General features: G+C 54.5%; 13 protein-coding genes. 10 read left to right on the top strand and 3 right to left on the bottom strand.

Annotated features, from left to right (window positions below):
- Nucleotides 1–3: 3 nt before the first annotated feature.
- Genes rng through rlmH form a run of 3 tightly spaced genes read right to left on the bottom strand, consistent with a single transcriptional unit; the run spans nt 4 to nt 2,502 of the window.
- Entirely contained in the window at nt 4–1,461 is a 1,458-nt protein-coding gene (gene rng / locus ACR02O_RS02500) for a ribonuclease G (RefSeq protein ID WP_319962773.1), read from the bottom strand.
- On the bottom strand, nt 1,458–2,033 hold the full coding sequence (locus ACR02O_RS02495) for a Maf family protein (RefSeq protein WP_033157572.1): 576 nt from the start codon (nt 2,031–2,033) through the stop codon (nt 1,458–1,460). Before ACR02O_RS02495 ends, rng begins: the two co-directional genes overlap by 4 nt.
- A gap of 4 nt (nt 2,034–2,037) precedes the next feature.
- The gene (gene rlmH, locus ACR02O_RS02490; protein ID WP_033157571.1) at nt 2,038–2,502 is read right to left on the bottom strand and encodes a 23S rRNA (pseudouridine(1915)-N(3))-methyltransferase RlmH; all 465 of its coding nucleotides are present in this window, start codon (nt 2,500–2,502) and stop codon (nt 2,038–2,040) included.
- Nucleotides 2,503–2,824: 322 nt separating this feature from the next.
- Between rlmH and ACR02O_RS02485 the strand changes: the two genes are divergently transcribed.
- The 10 genes from ACR02O_RS02485 (at nt 2,825) to ACR02O_RS02440 (ending at nt 18,192) form a co-directional block, all read left to right on the top strand.
- Nucleotides 2,825–4,297, top strand: a complete 1,473-nt coding sequence (locus tag ACR02O_RS02485; RefSeq protein WP_494522722.1) for a complex I subunit 4 family protein — start codon at nt 2,825–2,827, stop codon at nt 4,295–4,297.
- A gap of 11 nt (nt 4,298–4,308) precedes the next feature.
- A complete protein-coding gene (locus ACR02O_RS02480) occupies nt 4,309–4,668 on the top strand; it encodes a hypothetical protein (RefSeq protein WP_494522721.1) in 360 nt (119 codons plus the stop codon).
- 2 nt (nt 4,669–4,670) lie between these two features.
- The gene (locus tag ACR02O_RS02475) at nt 4,671–7,871 is read left to right on the top strand and encodes a DUF2309 domain-containing protein (protein WP_494522720.1); all 3,201 of its coding nucleotides are present in this window, start codon (nt 4,671–4,673) and stop codon (nt 7,869–7,871) included.
- Nucleotides 7,868–9,445, top strand: coding sequence for a proton-conducting transporter transmembrane domain-containing protein (locus ACR02O_RS02470; protein WP_494522719.1), 1,578 nt, complete (start codon nt 7,868–7,870; stop codon nt 9,443–9,445). Before ACR02O_RS02475 ends, ACR02O_RS02470 begins: the two co-directional genes overlap by 4 nt.
- The gene (locus ACR02O_RS02465; RefSeq protein WP_205452116.1) at nt 9,442–10,983 is read left to right on the top strand and encodes a complex I subunit 4 family protein; all 1,542 of its coding nucleotides are present in this window, start codon (nt 9,442–9,444) and stop codon (nt 10,981–10,983) included. The genes ACR02O_RS02470 and ACR02O_RS02465 overlap by 4 nt, the downstream gene beginning before the upstream one ends.
- Nucleotides 10,976–12,547, top strand: coding sequence for a complex I subunit 4 family protein (locus tag ACR02O_RS02460; RefSeq protein ID WP_494522718.1), 1,572 nt, complete (start codon nt 10,976–10,978; stop codon nt 12,545–12,547). The genes ACR02O_RS02465 and ACR02O_RS02460 overlap by 8 nt, the downstream gene beginning before the upstream one ends.
- Nucleotides 12,548–12,695: 148 nt before the next feature.
- The gene (gene can / locus ACR02O_RS02455; protein WP_319962767.1) at nt 12,696–13,328 is read left to right on the top strand and encodes a carbonate dehydratase; all 633 of its coding nucleotides are present in this window, start codon (nt 12,696–12,698) and stop codon (nt 13,326–13,328) included.
- Nucleotides 13,329–13,360: 32 nt separating this feature from the next.
- Complete coding sequence (locus ACR02O_RS02450; protein WP_101053743.1) at nt 13,361–14,920, top strand: SulP family inorganic anion transporter; 1,560 nt, start codon at nt 13,361–13,363, stop codon at nt 14,918–14,920.
- Between the two features lie 247 nt (nt 14,921–15,167).
- The gene (locus ACR02O_RS02445) at nt 15,168–17,531 is read left to right on the top strand and encodes a penicillin acylase family protein (protein ID WP_458138730.1); all 2,364 of its coding nucleotides are present in this window, start codon (nt 15,168–15,170) and stop codon (nt 17,529–17,531) included.
- A 262-nt stretch (nt 17,532–17,793) separates the two neighbouring features.
- Nucleotides 17,794–18,192, top strand: coding sequence for a hypothetical protein (locus ACR02O_RS02440; RefSeq protein ID WP_458138729.1), 399 nt, complete (start codon nt 17,794–17,796; stop codon nt 18,190–18,192).
- The last annotated feature ends 96 nt before the right edge of the window (nt 18,193–18,288 follow it).

Here is an 18,288-nt window from a genome sequence, read left to right as displayed (position 1 = left end):
CGCCTATAACAACACCACGTCGTAGTGCTCCTGGTTATATTCGGCTTCGGCGCGGATTTTAATACCGACTTTCAAGAACATTTCCAGCTCTGCCAGCATATCGGCTTCTTCGTCGAGCAGCATTTCCACGACCTGTTCGGAAGCCAGTACCAGGATTTGCTGGACATTGTATTGCCTGACCACGCGAATGATTTCCCGAAAAATTTCCAGGCAGATCGATTCGGCGGTTTTCAAGACGCCGCGACCGCCGCAGGTCGAGCAAGGCTCGCAGAGGATATGTTCCAAACTCTCGCGGGTACGTTTGCGGGTCATTTCCACTAGACCCAACGCGGAGACTTCGGTGATCTTGGTCTTGGCGTGGTCCTTGTCCAGGTTGCGCTGCAAGGCCTGCAATACCTGCTTTTTATGGTCTTCGCTCTGCATATCGATGAAATCGATAATGATGATACCGCCCAAATTCCGCAGCCGTAATTGCCGGGAAATGGTTTGAGCCGCTTCCAGATTGGTCTTAAAGATGGTTTCTTCCAGATTGCGGCCGCCGACATAGCCGCCGGTATTGACGTCGACAGTAGTCATCGACTCGGTCTGGTCGAATACCAGATGGCCGCCGGATTTGAGTTTAACCTTGCGGTCCAGGGCCTTGCTGATTTCGTCTTCCACGTTGTAAATATCGAACACCGGCCGCTCGCCCGAATAATGCTCGATCACAGAAACGATTTCCGGCACGAAGGTTTCGGCGAATTCGACCAAGCGTAGAAAGGTTTCCTTGGAATCGACCCGGATTTTTTCGATGCCGTCTTTGTACAAATCCCGCAAGGTGCGAATGCTGAGCGGCAGGTCTTCATGGATCAGGGTTTTGACTTTGGCCTTGCTGCTTTTTTCCAGGATGGATTCCCAGAGTTTGTGCAAAAAAGTCATGTCGGAATACAAAATCACGTCTTCCACGCATTCGGCGGCGGTGCGAGCAATAAAGCCCCCCGGCACCTGGTGTTTCAGCTGATAGGCTTCTATGCAAGCCCGCAAGCGGGTGCGCTCGGATTCGCATTCGATGCGTTGCGACACGCCGGAGTTACCGGCATAGGGCATGTAAACTTGGTAGCGGGACGGGATGGAAATATCGGTGGTCAGTCGCGCGCCCTTGTTGCCGAGCGGATCTTTGGTGACTTGCACCACCAATTTTTGGCCTTCCTTTAAATAATGTTCGATATTTTCCGAGGCTTTTTCAGCCAGTTCCTTGCTGCTGAAATCGGAAAGATGTAGAAACGCGGCTTTTTCCAAGCCAATATCCACAAAAGCCGCCTGCATGCCCGGCAATACCCGGCATACCTCACCTTTATAAATATTGCCGACCAAACCTTTTTGCCGTACCCGTTCGATAATCAGTTCTTGCAGGACGCCGTTTTCGATCACCGCGACTCGGGTTTCCGGCGGCGTGACGTTGATTAGTATTTCTTCGCTCATTGGATGATGTCTATGCCTGCTAGGCTTAATAATTGCGCGGTTTCGAAGAGCGGTAAGCCCATCACGCCGGAAAAACTGCCGGTGATCGATTCAATAAATACGCTGGCCAAGCCTTGAATGGCATAGGCGCCAGCCTTGTCGTGCGGTTCCCCGGTTTGCCAATAGGCGACGATTTCCTGGTGGCTCAAGGGCCTAAAGCGCACTTCGCTAACGCTAAGCGCTTGCCAGTGTTGCTCACCGCGTAAGGATACCGCGCTATAGACTTGATGGCTGCGGCCGGATAAATGACTGAGCATTTCAATGGCGTGCTGCAAATCGTCCGGTTTGCCCAGGATGCGGCCGTCGCAAATCACGCTGGTATCCGCGGCCAGTACCGGTAAATCAGTGCCGACCGTTGCCAGACAGAGCGCCGATTTTTCTGCGGCTACCCGTTCGACGTAAGCAGTCGGTGTTTCGCCCGGCCGCGGCGTTTCGTCGATGTCTACCGCCATGATACTGTGACGGATGCCGATTTGCTTGAGCAATTCGCTGCGGCGCGGCGAGGCGGAGGCCAGGATCAGTTGTGGGTGCATGCGCTTAACGATGGTAAGGGTGGTTATTCAACAGACTCCAGGCTCGGTAGATTTGTTCAGCGACAATCACTCGAACCAAGGGATGCGGGAAGGTCAGCGGCGACAGGCTCCAGGATTCCTGCGCCAGGTCGCGCACTTGCTGGGATAAACCTTCCGGTCCGCCTATCATTAATGCGACCGGCTGACCGTTGCCCAGCCAGCGTTGCAAGGCTTGCGCCAAATTCGGCGTGGTCCAGGGTTTGCCGGGAATGTCTAGCGTCACCACGTGAGCCCGGCTTGGCAATGCCGCTATCATGCGTTCTCCTTCGTCCTTGGTAATGCGGGCAATATCGCCGCTACGGCGTTTGTCCGGGGCAATTTCTTTTAGCAGCAACTCGCATTCGCGCGGCAACCGCTTGGCGTATTCATTATAACCTTGCTGTACCCAGTCCGGCATTTTGTTGCCGACGGCTATCATGTGGATTTGCATAGTTGTTACAGGCTATCAATTCGCGGGAAAACGGGGTAAAGAACGGGTGGCATTCATGCGCACAGCGTTTACAAACGTCGCCGAGCTATTATCGCCAGTCGCTAGCGTGACCATGTTTGGCATGCGTAGGATCCCCAAATCCCGACACTTTTTGATGCGCTTAGGTTACACGAAGCGCCAGGCTTTGCGAAATCGGCTCTACCGTCTGATAGTATAAGCCCCAAGCGGTCAGCTGGTTGATTTAAACCGATTCTTGGTCGGATTGGCTTTTTTCAACCAAATGTCGTTAGAATGTTTGTTGTATTGGACTTAGACGATAACAATGGTGATGCTAAGCGCGCTGTTATGGACCCCGGCGCTGGGGGCAATATTGCTGGTAATGGTCTCCGGCAGGAACAGTCAATTGATCAGAATTGTAGCTAATGTAGTGAGCTTGACGGCTTTGTTGCTGGCTTGTTTGCTATTAGTAAAGTTCGACGCCAACGACACCGCGCTGCAATTTAGCGAGTTCTATCCGCTTAACCCTAAGCTGGGTAGTGCTTACGCGTTGGGTGTGGACGGCCTGTCTATGCCGATGCTGGTGCTGGCTGCGCTGTTAACTTGCATTTCCCTGCTGGCTTCCTTTTCTTTAACTGACAGCATCAAGGGCTATCATATTTCCGTACTGTTGCTGGAATTCGGCATGCTCGGCGTGTTTATGGCGCAAGACTGGGCGCTGTTTTACATCTTCTGGGAAGTCACCTTGATCCCGCTGTTTTTCCTGATCGACCGCTGGGGCGGCAAGCGCCGGCATGCCGCCAGTTTGAATTTCGTGTTGTATACCATGGGCGGCTCGGTGTTCATGTTGCTGAGTTTATTGGCGATCAGTCAATACGATCTGGAAAACCAGGGCTCCTTGATGGCCTCAATGGGCCAAGCCGCGCAAAACATGCCGGAGATCGAGCAGGTTTTGGTTCTTTTGGGTTTCCTGATCGGCTTTGGTGTGAAAATGCCGATCTTTCCCTTGCACGGCTGGTTGCCGTTGGCTCATGTCGAAGCACCCAGCCCAATCAGTATTCTGTTATCCGGCATTCTGCTGAAAATGGGCGCCTATGGCTTGCTGCGCTGTGTGGTGATGTTGCCGGTTGCCGCCAAATTGATTCAGCCGCTGCTGGTATTTTTGGCCCTGTTCGGCATGCTTTACGGCGGCTTGCTGGCCTGGCGGCAACGCGATCTGAAAGCCATGGTGGCCTACTCCTCTTTGAGTCATATGGGTGTGGTCCTGCTGGGCATTGCCGCGCTGAATCAAACCGGCTTCACCGGCGCAATTCTACAAATGACTGCGCACGGCCTGATCGCCGGCGCGTTGTTTTTATTGGTGGGCCTGCTTTACGAGCGCACGCATACCCGTAACATCCAAGATTACAGTTCGCTGGTGCAGGTCATGCCGCGCTTCGCTACCTTAACTACCTTGACCTTGCTGGCGGCCATGGGCTTGCCCGGCTCCGTGGGTTTTATCGCGGAACTGCATACCCTAATCGGCGGCTTTCAGGAATGGGGCGGTTTGATGGTGTTTTTTAGCCTCAGTATTCTGATCAGCGCCGCCTATGCGATGCGCACCATCGGTTTGCTGTTTACCGGTCCGGTGAAACCGCAGATGCGGAAGATTGCCGACCTGAAATCTTTGGAACTGATGGCTTCCGGCGTGTTGGTCGGCGGTATTGTATTGTTTGGTTTGCTACCGGCGCCGTTGATTGATTTGTCTATGGCAACAGTGGGGAAAATGTTGGCGGTAATGGGGGAGAGGTTGCCTTAGGTTTTATGCTTATGTTTGAGGTATTTAAACTTTGTGTCGCTAACGCGACGGCTTATTTGATGTCGGTTATCGGACCGACAGCCGAGCTACTTTCTTTTGTTCCGCCAAAAGAAAGTAGCCAAAGAAAAGGCGGCCCGGATGCCGCTTATTCCCTGTGCTCCTCGCTTTTGACAGGGGTTGCCGAAAGGGGCTTCCTGCCCCTTCGGCAACGCGATGCATCCCTGCATCGCCCCTTCGGGCTGATCCTGCCAAAAGCTCCGGTGCTCGGCGCGGCATACGGGGTAACCCCCCCGCCCAATTTCAAGATTTTTGCAGATACTAAAGCAGTAAGCTTTTTGCTCTGCGCGTCAATGAATATGGCGGCGATTTGACCATGCACGATTACGCAAATGGCAACGCCTCTGCCCAACAAATTATCCTCGACGCAATCCAGCACCTGGATCACGTATTACCGGGGCAGGCGCCGATCCACGATTTCGTGCATCACAATACTTTGCATGGCTTTCAGCATTTGCCGTTCGAGCAAGCGCTGGAGGAATTTAACGAATTGACGGGTATCAGTTGCTACCTGCCGGCCGAACAGTTTCGCGAGTTTTATGCACAGGGCCGGATAGCCGATCAAGATATTGATGGCGCATTGGCGCAGCAATTTGGAGAAGCGCTGGACACTGAGATTTGCAAGGTCAATGGCAAACCCATTACTCAGCAGATGCTTTACCGGCTGGCCTTGCTGCACGAGTTGCAGGCGCTGACACCCGGGCAATTCGATTGGCAGGTGCGCGAGCTCGGAGTGCTGGATAAGCCGGCCGCCGCTGGCGAAACGGCTCGTGAATTGTGGGATGCCTTGCTCGCCAAGCTTGAGCTGCAAACACCGAATTTGCATCCGGAAGATTTGCTGGATTTGTCCGCCGAGCAAATCCGGCAATGGCTGCCGGATGCGGCGAATGCCGGTGCGGAACAGCAGATGCGCCAATCTTGCATGGAGAGCCTGGAAAGCCTTTTTGCACGGGTCGGCGACCGTTTGACCCTGCGCGGCTTGTTGCTGGCGTTGACCGGCAAGGATATTCTGGACACGGTGCGTCCGCAATTGATTCGTTTATGCGCATCGTTATTGGACGAAGGCCTGGCGGCCTGGCGATTGCCCAAGCGCCAAGAACTGGGGTTGTACGAAGCCTGGCGTGAGAGTTTGATCTACGATGCCCAGCCGGTTTTTCAGGAACTACATAATTGGCAAACGGTTACGGGAGCGCTACCTGCCGAACCCATAGATGCGATTGCGCAAGAGCTGGTAGCACTGAAAATCACAGAATCCCGCTGGGTTGGCTATCTGCAAAGGCTAGCCCTTGAACTACCGGGTTGGTCGGGTTTGATCAACTGGCGGCAAACTCATCCCGATTATCAAGCGGATGACGCCACCCAGCCCCTATTGGCCGATTATCTGGCGATACGCTTGATTCTGGATCGGCTGTACGCAGAACAGCTATGCAGGCAGCAATGGGGTTGCGAGGCGCAACTGGACAAACTCCGCGGTTATTTTTCAAAAAACCTGGCCGAGTTTTCGGTCAGGCATACTTTGTTTCAAGGCCAATTGCCGGAATATCTGGCGCTTGCGTCACAGGCTTTACTGAAAGATTCGGCGCGGGACAAACAGGTCTGGCAGACCGTGGCCGAACGGATTTGGACCTGGCAACTTAGTCCGTTGGCTCCCTCAGCCCTCAGTATTTATAACCAGGGTTGGCGCTTGTTTCGCCTTTGCCAATTGCTTGGATTAATCGCCAGCGACGTGCAGCGTTCAGAGCTGGCCCCGCTGTTGGATTGCTTGGCCGTCATCGACACTTTCAGTCAGGCGGATCGCAGCAATATTTGGCTTAACGCCTACGAACGCCACTATCAACAAGCGCTGCTGCAAGCCCTGCACGCCAATCATAATCGCGGGCGCTGGGCGCAACGAGACAACCGCCCCGCAGCACAAATCGTGTTTTGCATGGATGATCGCGAGGAAGGCATCCGCCGTCACTTGGAAGAACTCAATCCGGCTATCGAAACGCTGGGAGCCGCCGGTTTTTTTGGCGTACCGATGAATTATCAAGGCCTCGACGATAGCAAATTGACGGCCCTTTGTCCGGTGGTGGTCGTACCGGCACATAACGTTCAGGAATGCAGTCAACCCGGCCAGGAAAAAGCCTTGGCCCGGCGCCGGCAAGGCCGCAATCTAAAGCAACGGCTTGCCGATTTGCTTCAGCACGGTTTGCGCCGTGATACGCTGCTGGCATATCCGGTGATCAATGCCATGGCACCTTTTACTTTGCTCGGGTTGCTGGCGAAAAGTTTCATTCCCAAAACGCAGCAGCAGTTGCTGGCTGCGGTGGCGAAAGGCATCGCGCCTGATGTGCCATCGCAATTGCATTTTACCGCTGGCAACCCCGATACACCGGCCACGCCCCAACAACCTAGATGGGGCTTTACCGACCAGGAGCAAGCCGAGCGGATCGCCGGGTTTTTGCGTAATACCGGTCTGACTTACGGCTTTGCCGAATTGGTGGTATTGATGGGCCATGGGTCATTGAGCCAAAACAATCCGCATTTGTCCGCATACGATTGCGGCGCCTGCAGCGGCCGGCACGGTGGGCCGAATGCCCGGTTGTTCGCGGCAATGGCGAATCGGCCAGAAGTCAGGCAATTACTGGCCGAGCGCGGTATCGTCATTCCAGCCGACACCTGGTTCATCGGAGCCGAACACAATACCTGCGACGAAGACATCATCTGGTATGACAGCAGCGCCGTGCCGCAGGAGCGCCAACCGGCCTTCAACAAATTTATGCAGCAGATGCAACACGCGCAGCGCATGTCGGCTCACGAGCGCTGCCGGCGTTTGGCGTCCGCGCCGCGCCGGCCGGAGCCCAAGCAAGCGTTACGGCATTTTCTAAATCGCGCTGCCGATTTTTCCCAGGCTCGGCCGGAGTTGGGCCATGCCACCAACGCCGCGGCACTGGTCGGTAGACGCTCTTTAACGCAAGGTGCATTTTTTGACCGTCGCCTGTTTTTGATTTCCTACGATCCGAGCCAGGACCCTGAAGGTACAGTGCTGGAAGGCATCTTGCTGGCGGTCGGTCCGGTCGGCGCCGGCATCAACCTGGAATATTATTTCTCCACCGTGAATAACGAACGGCTGGGTTGCGGTTCGAAAGTGCCGCACAATCTGACTGGCTTCTGTGCGGTGATGGAAGGTGCCAGCAGCGACTTGCGCACCGGCTTACCAAGGCAGATGATCGAGATTCACGAGGCCATGCGTTTGCAAATCGTTGTCGAGGCGAAAACCGCGGTGTTGGCGCAAATTTACGGCCGGCAGGAAAGCCTGCGAGAACTGATCGGCGGCGGTTGGGTGCATCTCAGTGCCAAAGACCCGGATAGCGGCGAGATATTTGTGTTTCAGCGCGGTGTCGGCTTTGTGCGCTGGCAACCCGGCGACAGCGAGCTGCCGTTGCGAGATAACTCGCCGGATTGCTATCGCGACGAAACCCTGCCGGTGGCACCCATGTTGATCAAACAGCCCGATTTAATGGGGGTTGTATGAGTATGGCAGCCTACGCAACCCTAATGCCCTTGTTTCCGCTATTGGCCGCGTTACTGATTGGCGGCCTGCACTTTTTCCGGATTATCGATGGCGAGGCCGGCGAGAAAACCACGGCACGGCTGGGTGTAATGGCTATCAGCCTATCGGTACTGACGGCCTTGGCTTTATTAGCCGGCGATTTGTCCGGCCAGCTGGCCGACTCAGTTTCGTACGGCACTTGGCTGCGTAGCGGCTCGCTGAGCGTAGACTACACACTCAGCACCAGCGGTTTTAATCTGGCCTTGGTCAGTTTGTTCTCGCTGTTACTGCTGGTCGTGATGCGCTTTTCGGTGAATTACCTGCACCGCGAGGCCGGTTTCCATCGCTTTTTCTTCATCCTGAATCTATTTGCGGCGGCCATGCTGCTGTTGGTGTTGTCCGGCAACGCGGTGTTTACCTTTATCGCCTGGGAGATGGCCGGGGTTTGCTCGTACTGGCTGATTGCTTACGCCTACGACAGACCCATCGCCGCGCATAACGCCACCCGCGTATTTGTGACCAACCGCATCGGCGACGGCGGTTTTATTCTGGCAATCGGTCTGGCCTTGGCCTGGCTGGAAAATGCCGATTGGCAAACCATCAACAGCAGCGCGGGCGATCTGGAAGTGGGCGACGCTACCTTGCTGGCCCTGAGTTTTGCCATGGCGGCATTCGCCAAATCTGCGCAAATTCCATTCACGCCCTGGCTGGCCAGAGCAATGGAAGGGCCAACGCCATCCAGCGCGATTTTCTATGGTGGGGCGATGATCCATGCCGGCGTGTTCTTGATTATCCAATTGCAGCCTTTGTTCATGCAGGCGCCGTTGGCTATGCTGTTGTTGACGGTGGTTGGCGCGCTGACGGCAATTTACAGTTACTGGGTAGGCTTGAGCCAGACCGACATCAAAAGCTCGCAAATCTTCGCCACCTCCGGGCAACTGGGTTTGATGTTTGTTGAATGCGGCTTGGGATTTTGGACTTTGGCGGCCTGGCATCTGGCCGCGCATGCCGTAGTGCGTTGTTATTTGCTGCTAACCGCGCCGTCCATCTTGCACAACACCCACGGACAACCCATCAAATCGGTGGCGCCGGCGCTGGCAAATTGCCGCTGGGCCTTTATCGCCTCTTTGCAGCGCGGCTGGCTGGAGCCGGCCCTGGATTGGCTGATGGTCAAGCCGGTTTTACGCTTAGCCAAGGATGCGCGTTACATCGACGAACACATTGTGGATAAGGCCTTGGGCGCGCCGGCACCGGCTATCAAAGCGGTGTCGTCCTTGGCGCAGTGGGAAGAGCAAAAAATGGGCGCCAACCTGGATAGCCAGGAAGACAGCTTCGCTCAAGGCAGCGGTCTGGCCGGCAAATTGGCGCAATGGACCGCCGCCTTGCTGAACTGGTTTGAATATCACTTCATTCTGCGCGGCATCGGCCGCGATTCGATTCGATTTGGCCGGCGCCTGGGTCAGGCTGCCAACCGTTTTGAGCAATTATTGTTACAGCCGCGCTATCTGGCGTTGTTTGTGTTGATCACCTTGATGGTAGCGCTGGGATACCGATGAATACCCCTATTGTTTTCTGGCAGGCAGTGGCGGCGGTACCGCTATTGACTTTGATGACGCTGGTGCCCTTGCTGGCCATGTTAGCAGTGGTGTTCGCCAAACCGGTTTACAGCGTGCGACTGGCCTTTGCCGGGGCATTGCTGAACGTATTGCTGAGCATTTATCTGTTGCTGATATTCGACTCGGAAACCCCTGGGCTCCATCTTGCCGAACATTTTCAATTGTTGGGTATGAACTATCGGGTTGGCGTGGACGGCACCAATATTCTGTTTATTCCGCTAACGGCAATTTTAGGCTTGCTGGCGCTGGTCTATACCTTGATCACCCGGCATCGCAACGACCGCTTGTTCATCGCCTGCCTGCTGGCCTACCAAGGCATATTAATCGGCGCATTCGCGGCGCTGAATACGCTGCAATTCTGGTTCTGGTGCTTGCTGGAGCTGGTGCCGGTGGTGTTATTAACGGTATTTGCCGGTACCGGCAAGCAGCGCAATCAGGTGGTGAAATCGGTATTGCAATACTGGCTGTCCGGTTTGGTCATGACTCTAGCCGGCTTTGTGTTGCTTAGCTATGGTTTGGCGCAAAACGGCTTGGATTTGAGCTTCGATTGGTTGACTCTAAAACATCACAATCTGGCGATTCCTAACGAAACCCTGATCTTTATCTTGCTGTTTTTCGGCTTTGCCATCCGCATGCCGCTGTTTCCGTTTCACGCCTGGCTTCCGTTGCTGGCCGAGCACGGCACCGCCGCCAGCGCGGCGATTTTTCTGACCGGTTTAAAGCTAGGCATCTACGCCTTGATCCGCTTCATCCTGCCGCTAGTGCCGGGTGCGGCCGAGCAATGGGTGCATTTTGTCGTCGATTTGGGCTTGATCGGGATTTTTTACGGCGCCCTGCTGGCGCTGATGCAAATCAATATGCGCCGGCTGTTGGCGTTTGCGGTGATCAGTCATACCGGCATGTTGGCGATAGGCGTATTCTCCTTCAACGACTTTGCCTTGGAAGGCAGCATTCTGCTATCGATAGCCTACGGCCTGGCCACGGCCGGCATGCTGTTCAGCATCGGCTTGATTTACGAACGTACCCGCACCTCGTTCCTGCCGCGTTTGGGCGGACTGTTCGAGACCAATTCGACTATCGCCTTGCTGTTTTTGATTTCCGCGCTCAGCACCATGGTCATGCCCGGCACACCGGGTTTCGATGCCGCGCACCTATTAATCGAAGGCACCATAGAGGAACACGGCTGGTATATCGCCATCGCGATTTTGCTGGGTAACGTGCTGGGGGCGGCTTTTCTGCTGTGGGCGTTTCAAAGGCTGTTTATTGCTCATGCCAAGCGCATTGTTCAGCCTTACGGCAGCGTCCACCATCCGGTGGTTAAGGAGCGGATTATCGCTGTGACCATCTGCGGCCTGCTGATCGGCACCGGTTTTTACACCACGCCCTGGCTGAAATATATCGATCAGGAAGCCAAGGAAATCGGCGAACATTATCCGGAACATCACAGCCACCACATGAACGGCCCGCACCATGACTGATAGTTTTCCTTTGCTGTCCCTCTGTCTGGTCTGGCCCTTGTTGGGGGCCTTATCGCTGGCGTTCATCCAGGATACCCAGTTAGCCAAGCGCGGCGCTTTGTTGGTGGCCGTTGTGGAATTACTGTTTACCGTCGCGGCGGCTGGGGTTTTCGATACCGCGCGTGGCGATTTTCAGTTGCTGGAAGACTATGCCTGGATACCGGGCCTGAATATTCACTATCAACTCGGTGTGGACGGCATCTCGATCCTGTTTTTGCCGATGACGGCCTTGCTGACCCTGATGGGTTTGTTGGCCGGCTGGAACAGCGTGCGGCAGTTAAATCGCTTTCAGTTGGCGTTGATGCTGGCGCTGGAGAGCGTAACTATCGGTGTATTTACCGCATTGGACCTGGCCTTGTTCTTCCTGTTTTGGGAGCTGACCTTGCCGCCGATTTTTTTCTTGATCGGGTTATGGGGCGTAGGCGCAGAGCGACGGTACGCGGCGATGAAATATACCTTGTATATGTTATTCGGCGGCGTGCCCTTGTTGTTCGGGATTATTTTGCTGGCGATTAATCACGCGCAGGCTAACGGCGGGACCATTCCGCAGGATTTGGCTTTCAGTTTGCCGGTTTTACTCAACACGCCGATACCCGAGTCGGCGCAGGGTCTGATCTTTCTGCTGCTGTTTTTGGGGTTTGCGGTGAAAGCGCCGCTGCTGCCGTTTCATACCTGGCTGCCGACCACGGCCATTGAGGCGCCGACTTTTCTCAGCGCCTTGCTGGTCGGTTTGAAACTGGGCGTTTACGGCATCATTCGTTTTGCGATACCGCTGGCGCCGCAAGCGGCCTTGGAACATCGCTGGCTGTTGGCGATACTCGGTGCGGTGACGCTGATTTACGGTGCCTTGATTGCGTTGCAGCAAACCAATCTGCGCCGCTTGCTGGCTTATTCCAGTATTAGTCATGTCGGCCTGGTCATCGTCGGCATCGCCGCTTTTAATTTGCAAGGTTTACAAGGTGCGGTCATGCAGTTGCTGAATTTCGGCATCGTCGTCGGCAGCCTGATGTTGATCGCCGGCATGATTCAGCAACGCTTGGGTAGTACTGATCTGGTTCATCTCGGCGGCTTGGCCAAACCGCTGCCGCGCTTAACGACGCTATTTTTCGTGTTTGCGCTATCCAGTATCGGCGTGCCCGGCACCAATGGCTTCCCCGCGGAATTGCTGATGATACTCGGCGCATTGCAGGCTTATCCGGCACTGGCGATGGTGGCTTTGTTTGGCGCGGTATTGGGCGCGGCGTATCTGTTGGGTTTTGTCAGACGGGCATTCTTCGGCCCGCTTGTGCACAACAGCGTAGCCAAAGTACAGGATCTGCGCCCACGCGAGTTGGCATTGCTGGTCGTGCCGGCGCTGCTGGTATTGGTGATAGGCCTGTATCCGCAATGGCTGTTGTCCTGGCAAGAAACCAGTGTGCAGTCCTGGTGGCAGCGGTTAAGTGTGGCGGCTCCGCAGGCGGCACCAACATCCATACTCACGCAGAGAACCACAATTTCAGGCGCGCTGAGCGATGGTTCAATATAACTTTTGATTTAGCCCAGATTTAGAGCCTAAAGCAATTGCTATATAGTTTCGATTCGATATAGTATTACCGGTAAAGACACATTCTTTTGAACAACCCGTTCCGGATCCGCTCCAGGACGCATAGTGATAGAAAATAAGGACACCCATTATGATTACACCCACGAAATTACTGCTGGAAAACAAAGCCTGGTCGGAAGAAGTCAGTAGGAAAGACCCGGAATTTTTCGTCCAGTTGGCCAAAGAACAAAAGCCCGACTTTTTATGGATAGGCTGCTCGGATAGCCGGGTGCCTGCGGAGACCGTCGTCAACGCCAAGCCCGGCGAGATTTTTGTGCATCGCAATATTGCCAATCAGGTCATCGTCACCGATTTCAATTGCCTGAGCGTCTTGCAATACGCCATTTCCGTCTTAAAAGTTAAGCACGTTATCGTTTGCGGCCATTACGGCTGTGGCGGCGTGAGAGCGGCCTTGCAGCCGCAAAAATCGGATCTGGTTATCACCAATAAATGGTTGCTGCATATTAAAGATGTCTACCGTTTGCATCAGGAAGAGCTTGAGTCTATTGCGCCGGAGAAAAAAACCGATCGCCTGATCGAGCTGAATATCATCGAGCAAGTTTATCGCCTGGCGCATACCTCGATTATTCAGTCGGCCTGGAAACATGGGCACAAACCCACTTTACACGGCTGGGTATACGGCCTGAACGACGGCTTGATCAATGAACTGATCAAGCTCGACCATAACACGCAAATCAATCCGATTTACCGCTATGCCGACTAGCATCCGGATTTTCGCAACGACTGGGTAAACCAATGACATCGCAATTGAATTCTTATATGAAACATCTGCACCAGGACTTACCGGCCGGTATCGTGGTCTTTCTGGTGGCTTTACCGTTATGCCTGGGGGTTGCGCTAGCCTCCGGTGCGCCGTTGTTCTCCGGCATTATCGCCGGCTTGGTGGGCGGCATTCTGGTTTCCTGGGCCAGCGGCTCGCAATTGAGCGTTTCCGGACCGGCAGCCGGATTGACGGTTATCGTCTTCGAAGCCATCGAAACCTTGGGCGGCTTTGGCGGTTTTTTACTCAGCGTGGTGCTGGCCGGCGGCTTGCAAATAATTCTGGGCTATTTAAAAGCCGGGGTAATTGGCGCATTTTTTCCGGCTTCGGTGATTAAAGGCATGCTGGCGGCGATTGGCTTGATTTTGATTATCAAGCAAACGCCGCATGCCACCGGTTACGATACCAGCTTCGAAGGCGATGAAAGTTATATGCAGGAGAGCGCTGAATCCAGCTTCTTCGAATTGTCCGAAGCGTTGGAAGCGATTACCCCCGGCGTTACCATCGTCAGTGCCGTGGCACTATTGATTTTGGTGATCTGGGATTCCGGGTTTATCAAGCAGTTCAAGCTTTTAAAGTTAATTCCCGGTCCGTTGCTGGCGGTTATTTGGGGTGTCGGTTTCAACGCTCTGGCAGTGCGTTTTGCCCCGGAAATGATGATTGGCGAAAAGCACTTGGTGTCGCTTCCCGAGTTGGGCAGTGCCGCCAACTTTATCAACCAATTGCGTCTACCGGATTTCAGTTATTTCAGTAACCCGAAAATTTACAGCGTGGCGGTGACCATTGCGATTATCGCCAGCCTGGAAACCTTGCTGAGCATAGAGGCGGTCGATAAATTGGATCCGCACAAACGGGTTGCGCCGACCAATCGGGAGCTGAAAGCGCAGGGCCTGGGCAACATGGTCAGCGGCTTGATGGGCGGCCTGCCGATTACCGCCGTGATCGTACGTAGTTCGGCCAATATCAATGCCGGGGGCCAGACCAGAATCGCGTCATTCTTACACGGCGTTTTGCTATTGGTCAGTGTGCTGTTTTTTGCGAAATATTTGAATATGATTCCGTTGGCCTGTTTGGCGGCAATTCTGCTGCAAACCGGCTACAAACTGGCCAAGCCGGCACTGTTCGTGGAGTTTTATCGCAAGGGCTGGAATCAGTTCGCGCCGTTTGCGATTACCGTGGTGGCGATTTTATTCACTGACCTGTTGTTGGGTATCGCGATTGGTATGGCGGCTGGATTCTACTTCGTCTTGAAAGCCAACTTCCACGCGGCGATTACCTTGACTCAGCACGGCGATCATTATTTGCTGCGCTTACATAAAGATGTCTCCTTCTTGAATAAAGCCTTGCTACGTAAGCATCTATCTGCCGTAACCGATGACTGCGAATTGCTGATTGACGGCTCCAAAGCGTTGTTCATCGATCAAGACATCATTGAAACCATCGCGGATTTTCTACTGGCCGCGCCGGACCGCGGTATAAATGTGGAAATCCAGGGCTTTAGCGTCTCTTGCGACGTGTCTTCGTCGGCTCACTGATGCAAAGTCAATTTCTTTAAGCCACTACCAATCGAAAGTTGTTAATCGGTTTCGGAAAACGCCGTGCCGAAACCGATTTTTTGACGCATGAATTTCGAATGTTTTTGCTAGCGGAGTCTAATTGCTAAACTCCGCTTTGCTAAAAATCCGCTCAATCACCTTTTGAAATCTTAGCCCTATAATAGCCGGGGCAGTTGGCGACTTTCTCCGCGCCAATTTTTCCAATCTCCCCGAGGCTATATCAACCATGTCCAAAAAGCGCGTTGCCTCCCTGTCGATTGCCGGTGTTATTGTCGGTGGAATTGCTTTGGTAACAGGGCTGTTGCTGGCATCGCTACCCGCCGAAAATGGCGAAGTGGTTTTACCCGGCCTTTCCAGTCAAGCCAGCGTCAAAAGCGATACCTTCGGTGTGCCGGACATCGAAGCAACCCGGCGGGAAGACGCCTATCGCGTGCTGGGCTACTTGCATGCCCGCGACCGATTGTTTCAGATGGAATTGATGCGCCGCAAAAGCGCCGGGCGCCTGGCCGAATTGTTCGGCGCCAAGGCACTGGACGCGGACCGCAAGCAACGTGTCTATCAAATGGATCGCGCCGCGCAACGCATCGTTGCCGATTTGCCCCCGGCTCAGCGTTTGACGCTGCAAGCTTATGTCGACGGCGTGAATCAATTCATTGGCACTGCCCGTGTTCTACCGCCGGAATTTCTGGCACTGCGCCACCGCCCCGAGCCTTGGCGTCCCGAAGACAGCATCCTCGTCGAGTTGGCGATGTTTCAAACCCTTAACGGCCAGGAACAGGACGAGCGCATGGTCAGCGTCATGGCCCGCGCGCTGCCTCAGGAATTGGTGACTTTCTTGACGCCCGATACCGATCCCTACGCCAAGGCATTAATCGGCGGCAGCCTACCGCGCCGCTTTAATGCGTCAATTCCGCTTGAGGCGCTGGCCAGCCTGCCCGGCACCGATTCAACGCTGGCGCTTAACCAAGCCGTGGATGCCGAAAACGTGGTGTCCGGGTCCAACAACTGGGTGGTTGCCGGCAACAAAACCCGCGATGGCCGGGCGATGATCGCCAGCGATATGCACTTGGCGCTAAATGTGCCCAACATCTGGTACCGCGCCGATCTGAGTTATGGCAATCGCCATATTTACGGCGTGACCTTACCTGGTGCTCCTGCCGTAATCCTGGGTGGCAACGGTGATGTGGCCTGGGGCTTTACCAATGTCACCGGCGACTTTCTGGATTTGATCCGCCTGGAGACTGATCCGGCCCATTCCGGCCAATATCGCACACCGCAGGGCTGGCAAGCGTTTACCGAACACCAGCAAACCATTCGGGTTAAAGGTGAACCCGACGTGACGCTGACCTTGCGCGACAGCGAGTGGGGGCCGGTATCCGATCAAGATTTGCTGGGGCAGCCAGTGGCCATCAAATGGACTGCGCTGGAGCCGCACTTTGTGGATCTGGGCCTAATAGATATGGACCAAGCCCGCAATACCGAGCAAGCCGTGGCGGTGATGAATCGCTTCGGCGGGCCGCCGCAAAATGTGGTGATTGCCGATCGTGACGGCCATATCGCCTGGACTTACATGGGCCGTTTTCCTAATCGTCGCGGATTCGACGGCCTGATCAGCCAGTCGTGGGCCGACGGTAACCTCGCTTGGGGCGGTTCTATTCCTCCCGATGAATTGCCGCGCCTGTTCGACCCGGCCGACGGTTTTATCGTCACCGCCAACAATCGCACCTTGGGCCGGGATTACCCGTATGTGATCGGCCATAACTGGTCCTTGAGCTATCGGGCGCACCGCATCGAGGAATTGCTGAAAAATCGCAACGGCCTGACGGAGCCGGATTTGCTGGCAATCCAATTGGATACCCGCAGTGAAGTTCTGGCGTTTTATCGGCAATTGGCACTGGACGCTTTGGACCATCTGAGCGACGCCGACGAAAGTTTGCAAAAAGCCCGCAACTCCATCGCCGCCTGGGACGGCTACATGCAAACCGGCAGCATAGGCGCGCCAATCTTGAGTGAATTCCGCACGCGCCTAGCCGGCGCAGTGTTTGAGAAAGTGGTGGCGGCAGGTCAAACACTGGACCCGCAATTTCGTTACGCCTGGCGGGAAATGGAAACGCCGCTACGGCAATTATTGACGCAACGGCCCAAAGGCGTGCTGAACCCGCGTTATCAAGACGATTGGCAGGCGATGATCGTGGCAACCTTGCAGCAAACCGTGCAAGCGTTGCGCGAGAAATATCCCTCTGTCGAGCCCGATCAACTGACCTGGGGCATGACCCACCCGGTTAATTTACGCCACCCGTTCAGCAAAGTGGCGTCTGCTTTGAGCGGCGTGCTGGACATGCCCGCCTTCGACAGCGACGGCTGCGCCAGCGTTTGCGTCAAGGTCATGGACAATGCCCATGGCGCCAGCGAACGGCTGGTCTTGTCGCCGTCGCACCCGGAAAACGCCCTGTTCCACATGCCGGGCGGCCAGTCCGGCCACCCTTTATCGGCGCACTACCGCGACCAGCAGAATTTTTGGCGGGATGGGGTGGCTTTGCCGATGCGGACGGCTGTGGGTGAGGATGTTTTGCAGTTTGTGCCGAGGTAACGGCAGCGTTATTTGATGTCCTTTAGTGTTCACTGACGAGCGCCCATCAAGGCAAATCAAGCGACGATCCGAAAGCAATCACTCCAACAACGACTATCGGCGCCTTGAGTGAATGGAAAATGACGACCCATTACTAACCGTCACAGATGTTATCTAGAACAAACGTTCTTTACTAATCAATAAATTAGTATGTCAATGGTCACTTTCAGGTAGATATACTGTTAGCAGCTTAATAACTTATTAGAAATAAATGCGACTTTTCTTGCTTATACCTATTTTTTTATATGCCACCAGTGCAGTTGGGTTTGATAAGCAACACTGGATACAAGTAGCCGGGGGCTCCTGGGAGCCTGACGAAACGATACTTATCACAGTAGATGCAAAGTTGAAGCACGAGTTTCAGTCGCATGTCCGATACGTTGGACCTGGAGATCGATGGGAGGACTACACATTTCAATATCAGGGAAGCAAATTGCCGACAGGCCAGAAAATTATTGACATAAATGCCTTCTGCTCGAATATTCCGGAAGAATGGCGCGCACATTTTAAGCTTTCAAGTGAATGGGTTCGCATATTCGGCGGTGGCGGTTGCTTTTTTCGCGCACACTACGATTCAACGCTCGACAAAATATTCGATTTAAAGGTCAATGCGCCAAAATAGGGCCGTAGTTCGCGATTGGTGCGGTTCGTAAACTCACCGCACCCTACGCCTGCTTTTGCTTTGACATTTGGCATTGGCAGGCTCATGTCGTTTGGC

This window comes from Methylomonas sp. PHL2-19, assembly GCF_059331595.1.
Note: the sequence above shows the minus strand (reverse complement) of the source record. Positions and strands in the feature narration are given on the sequence as shown.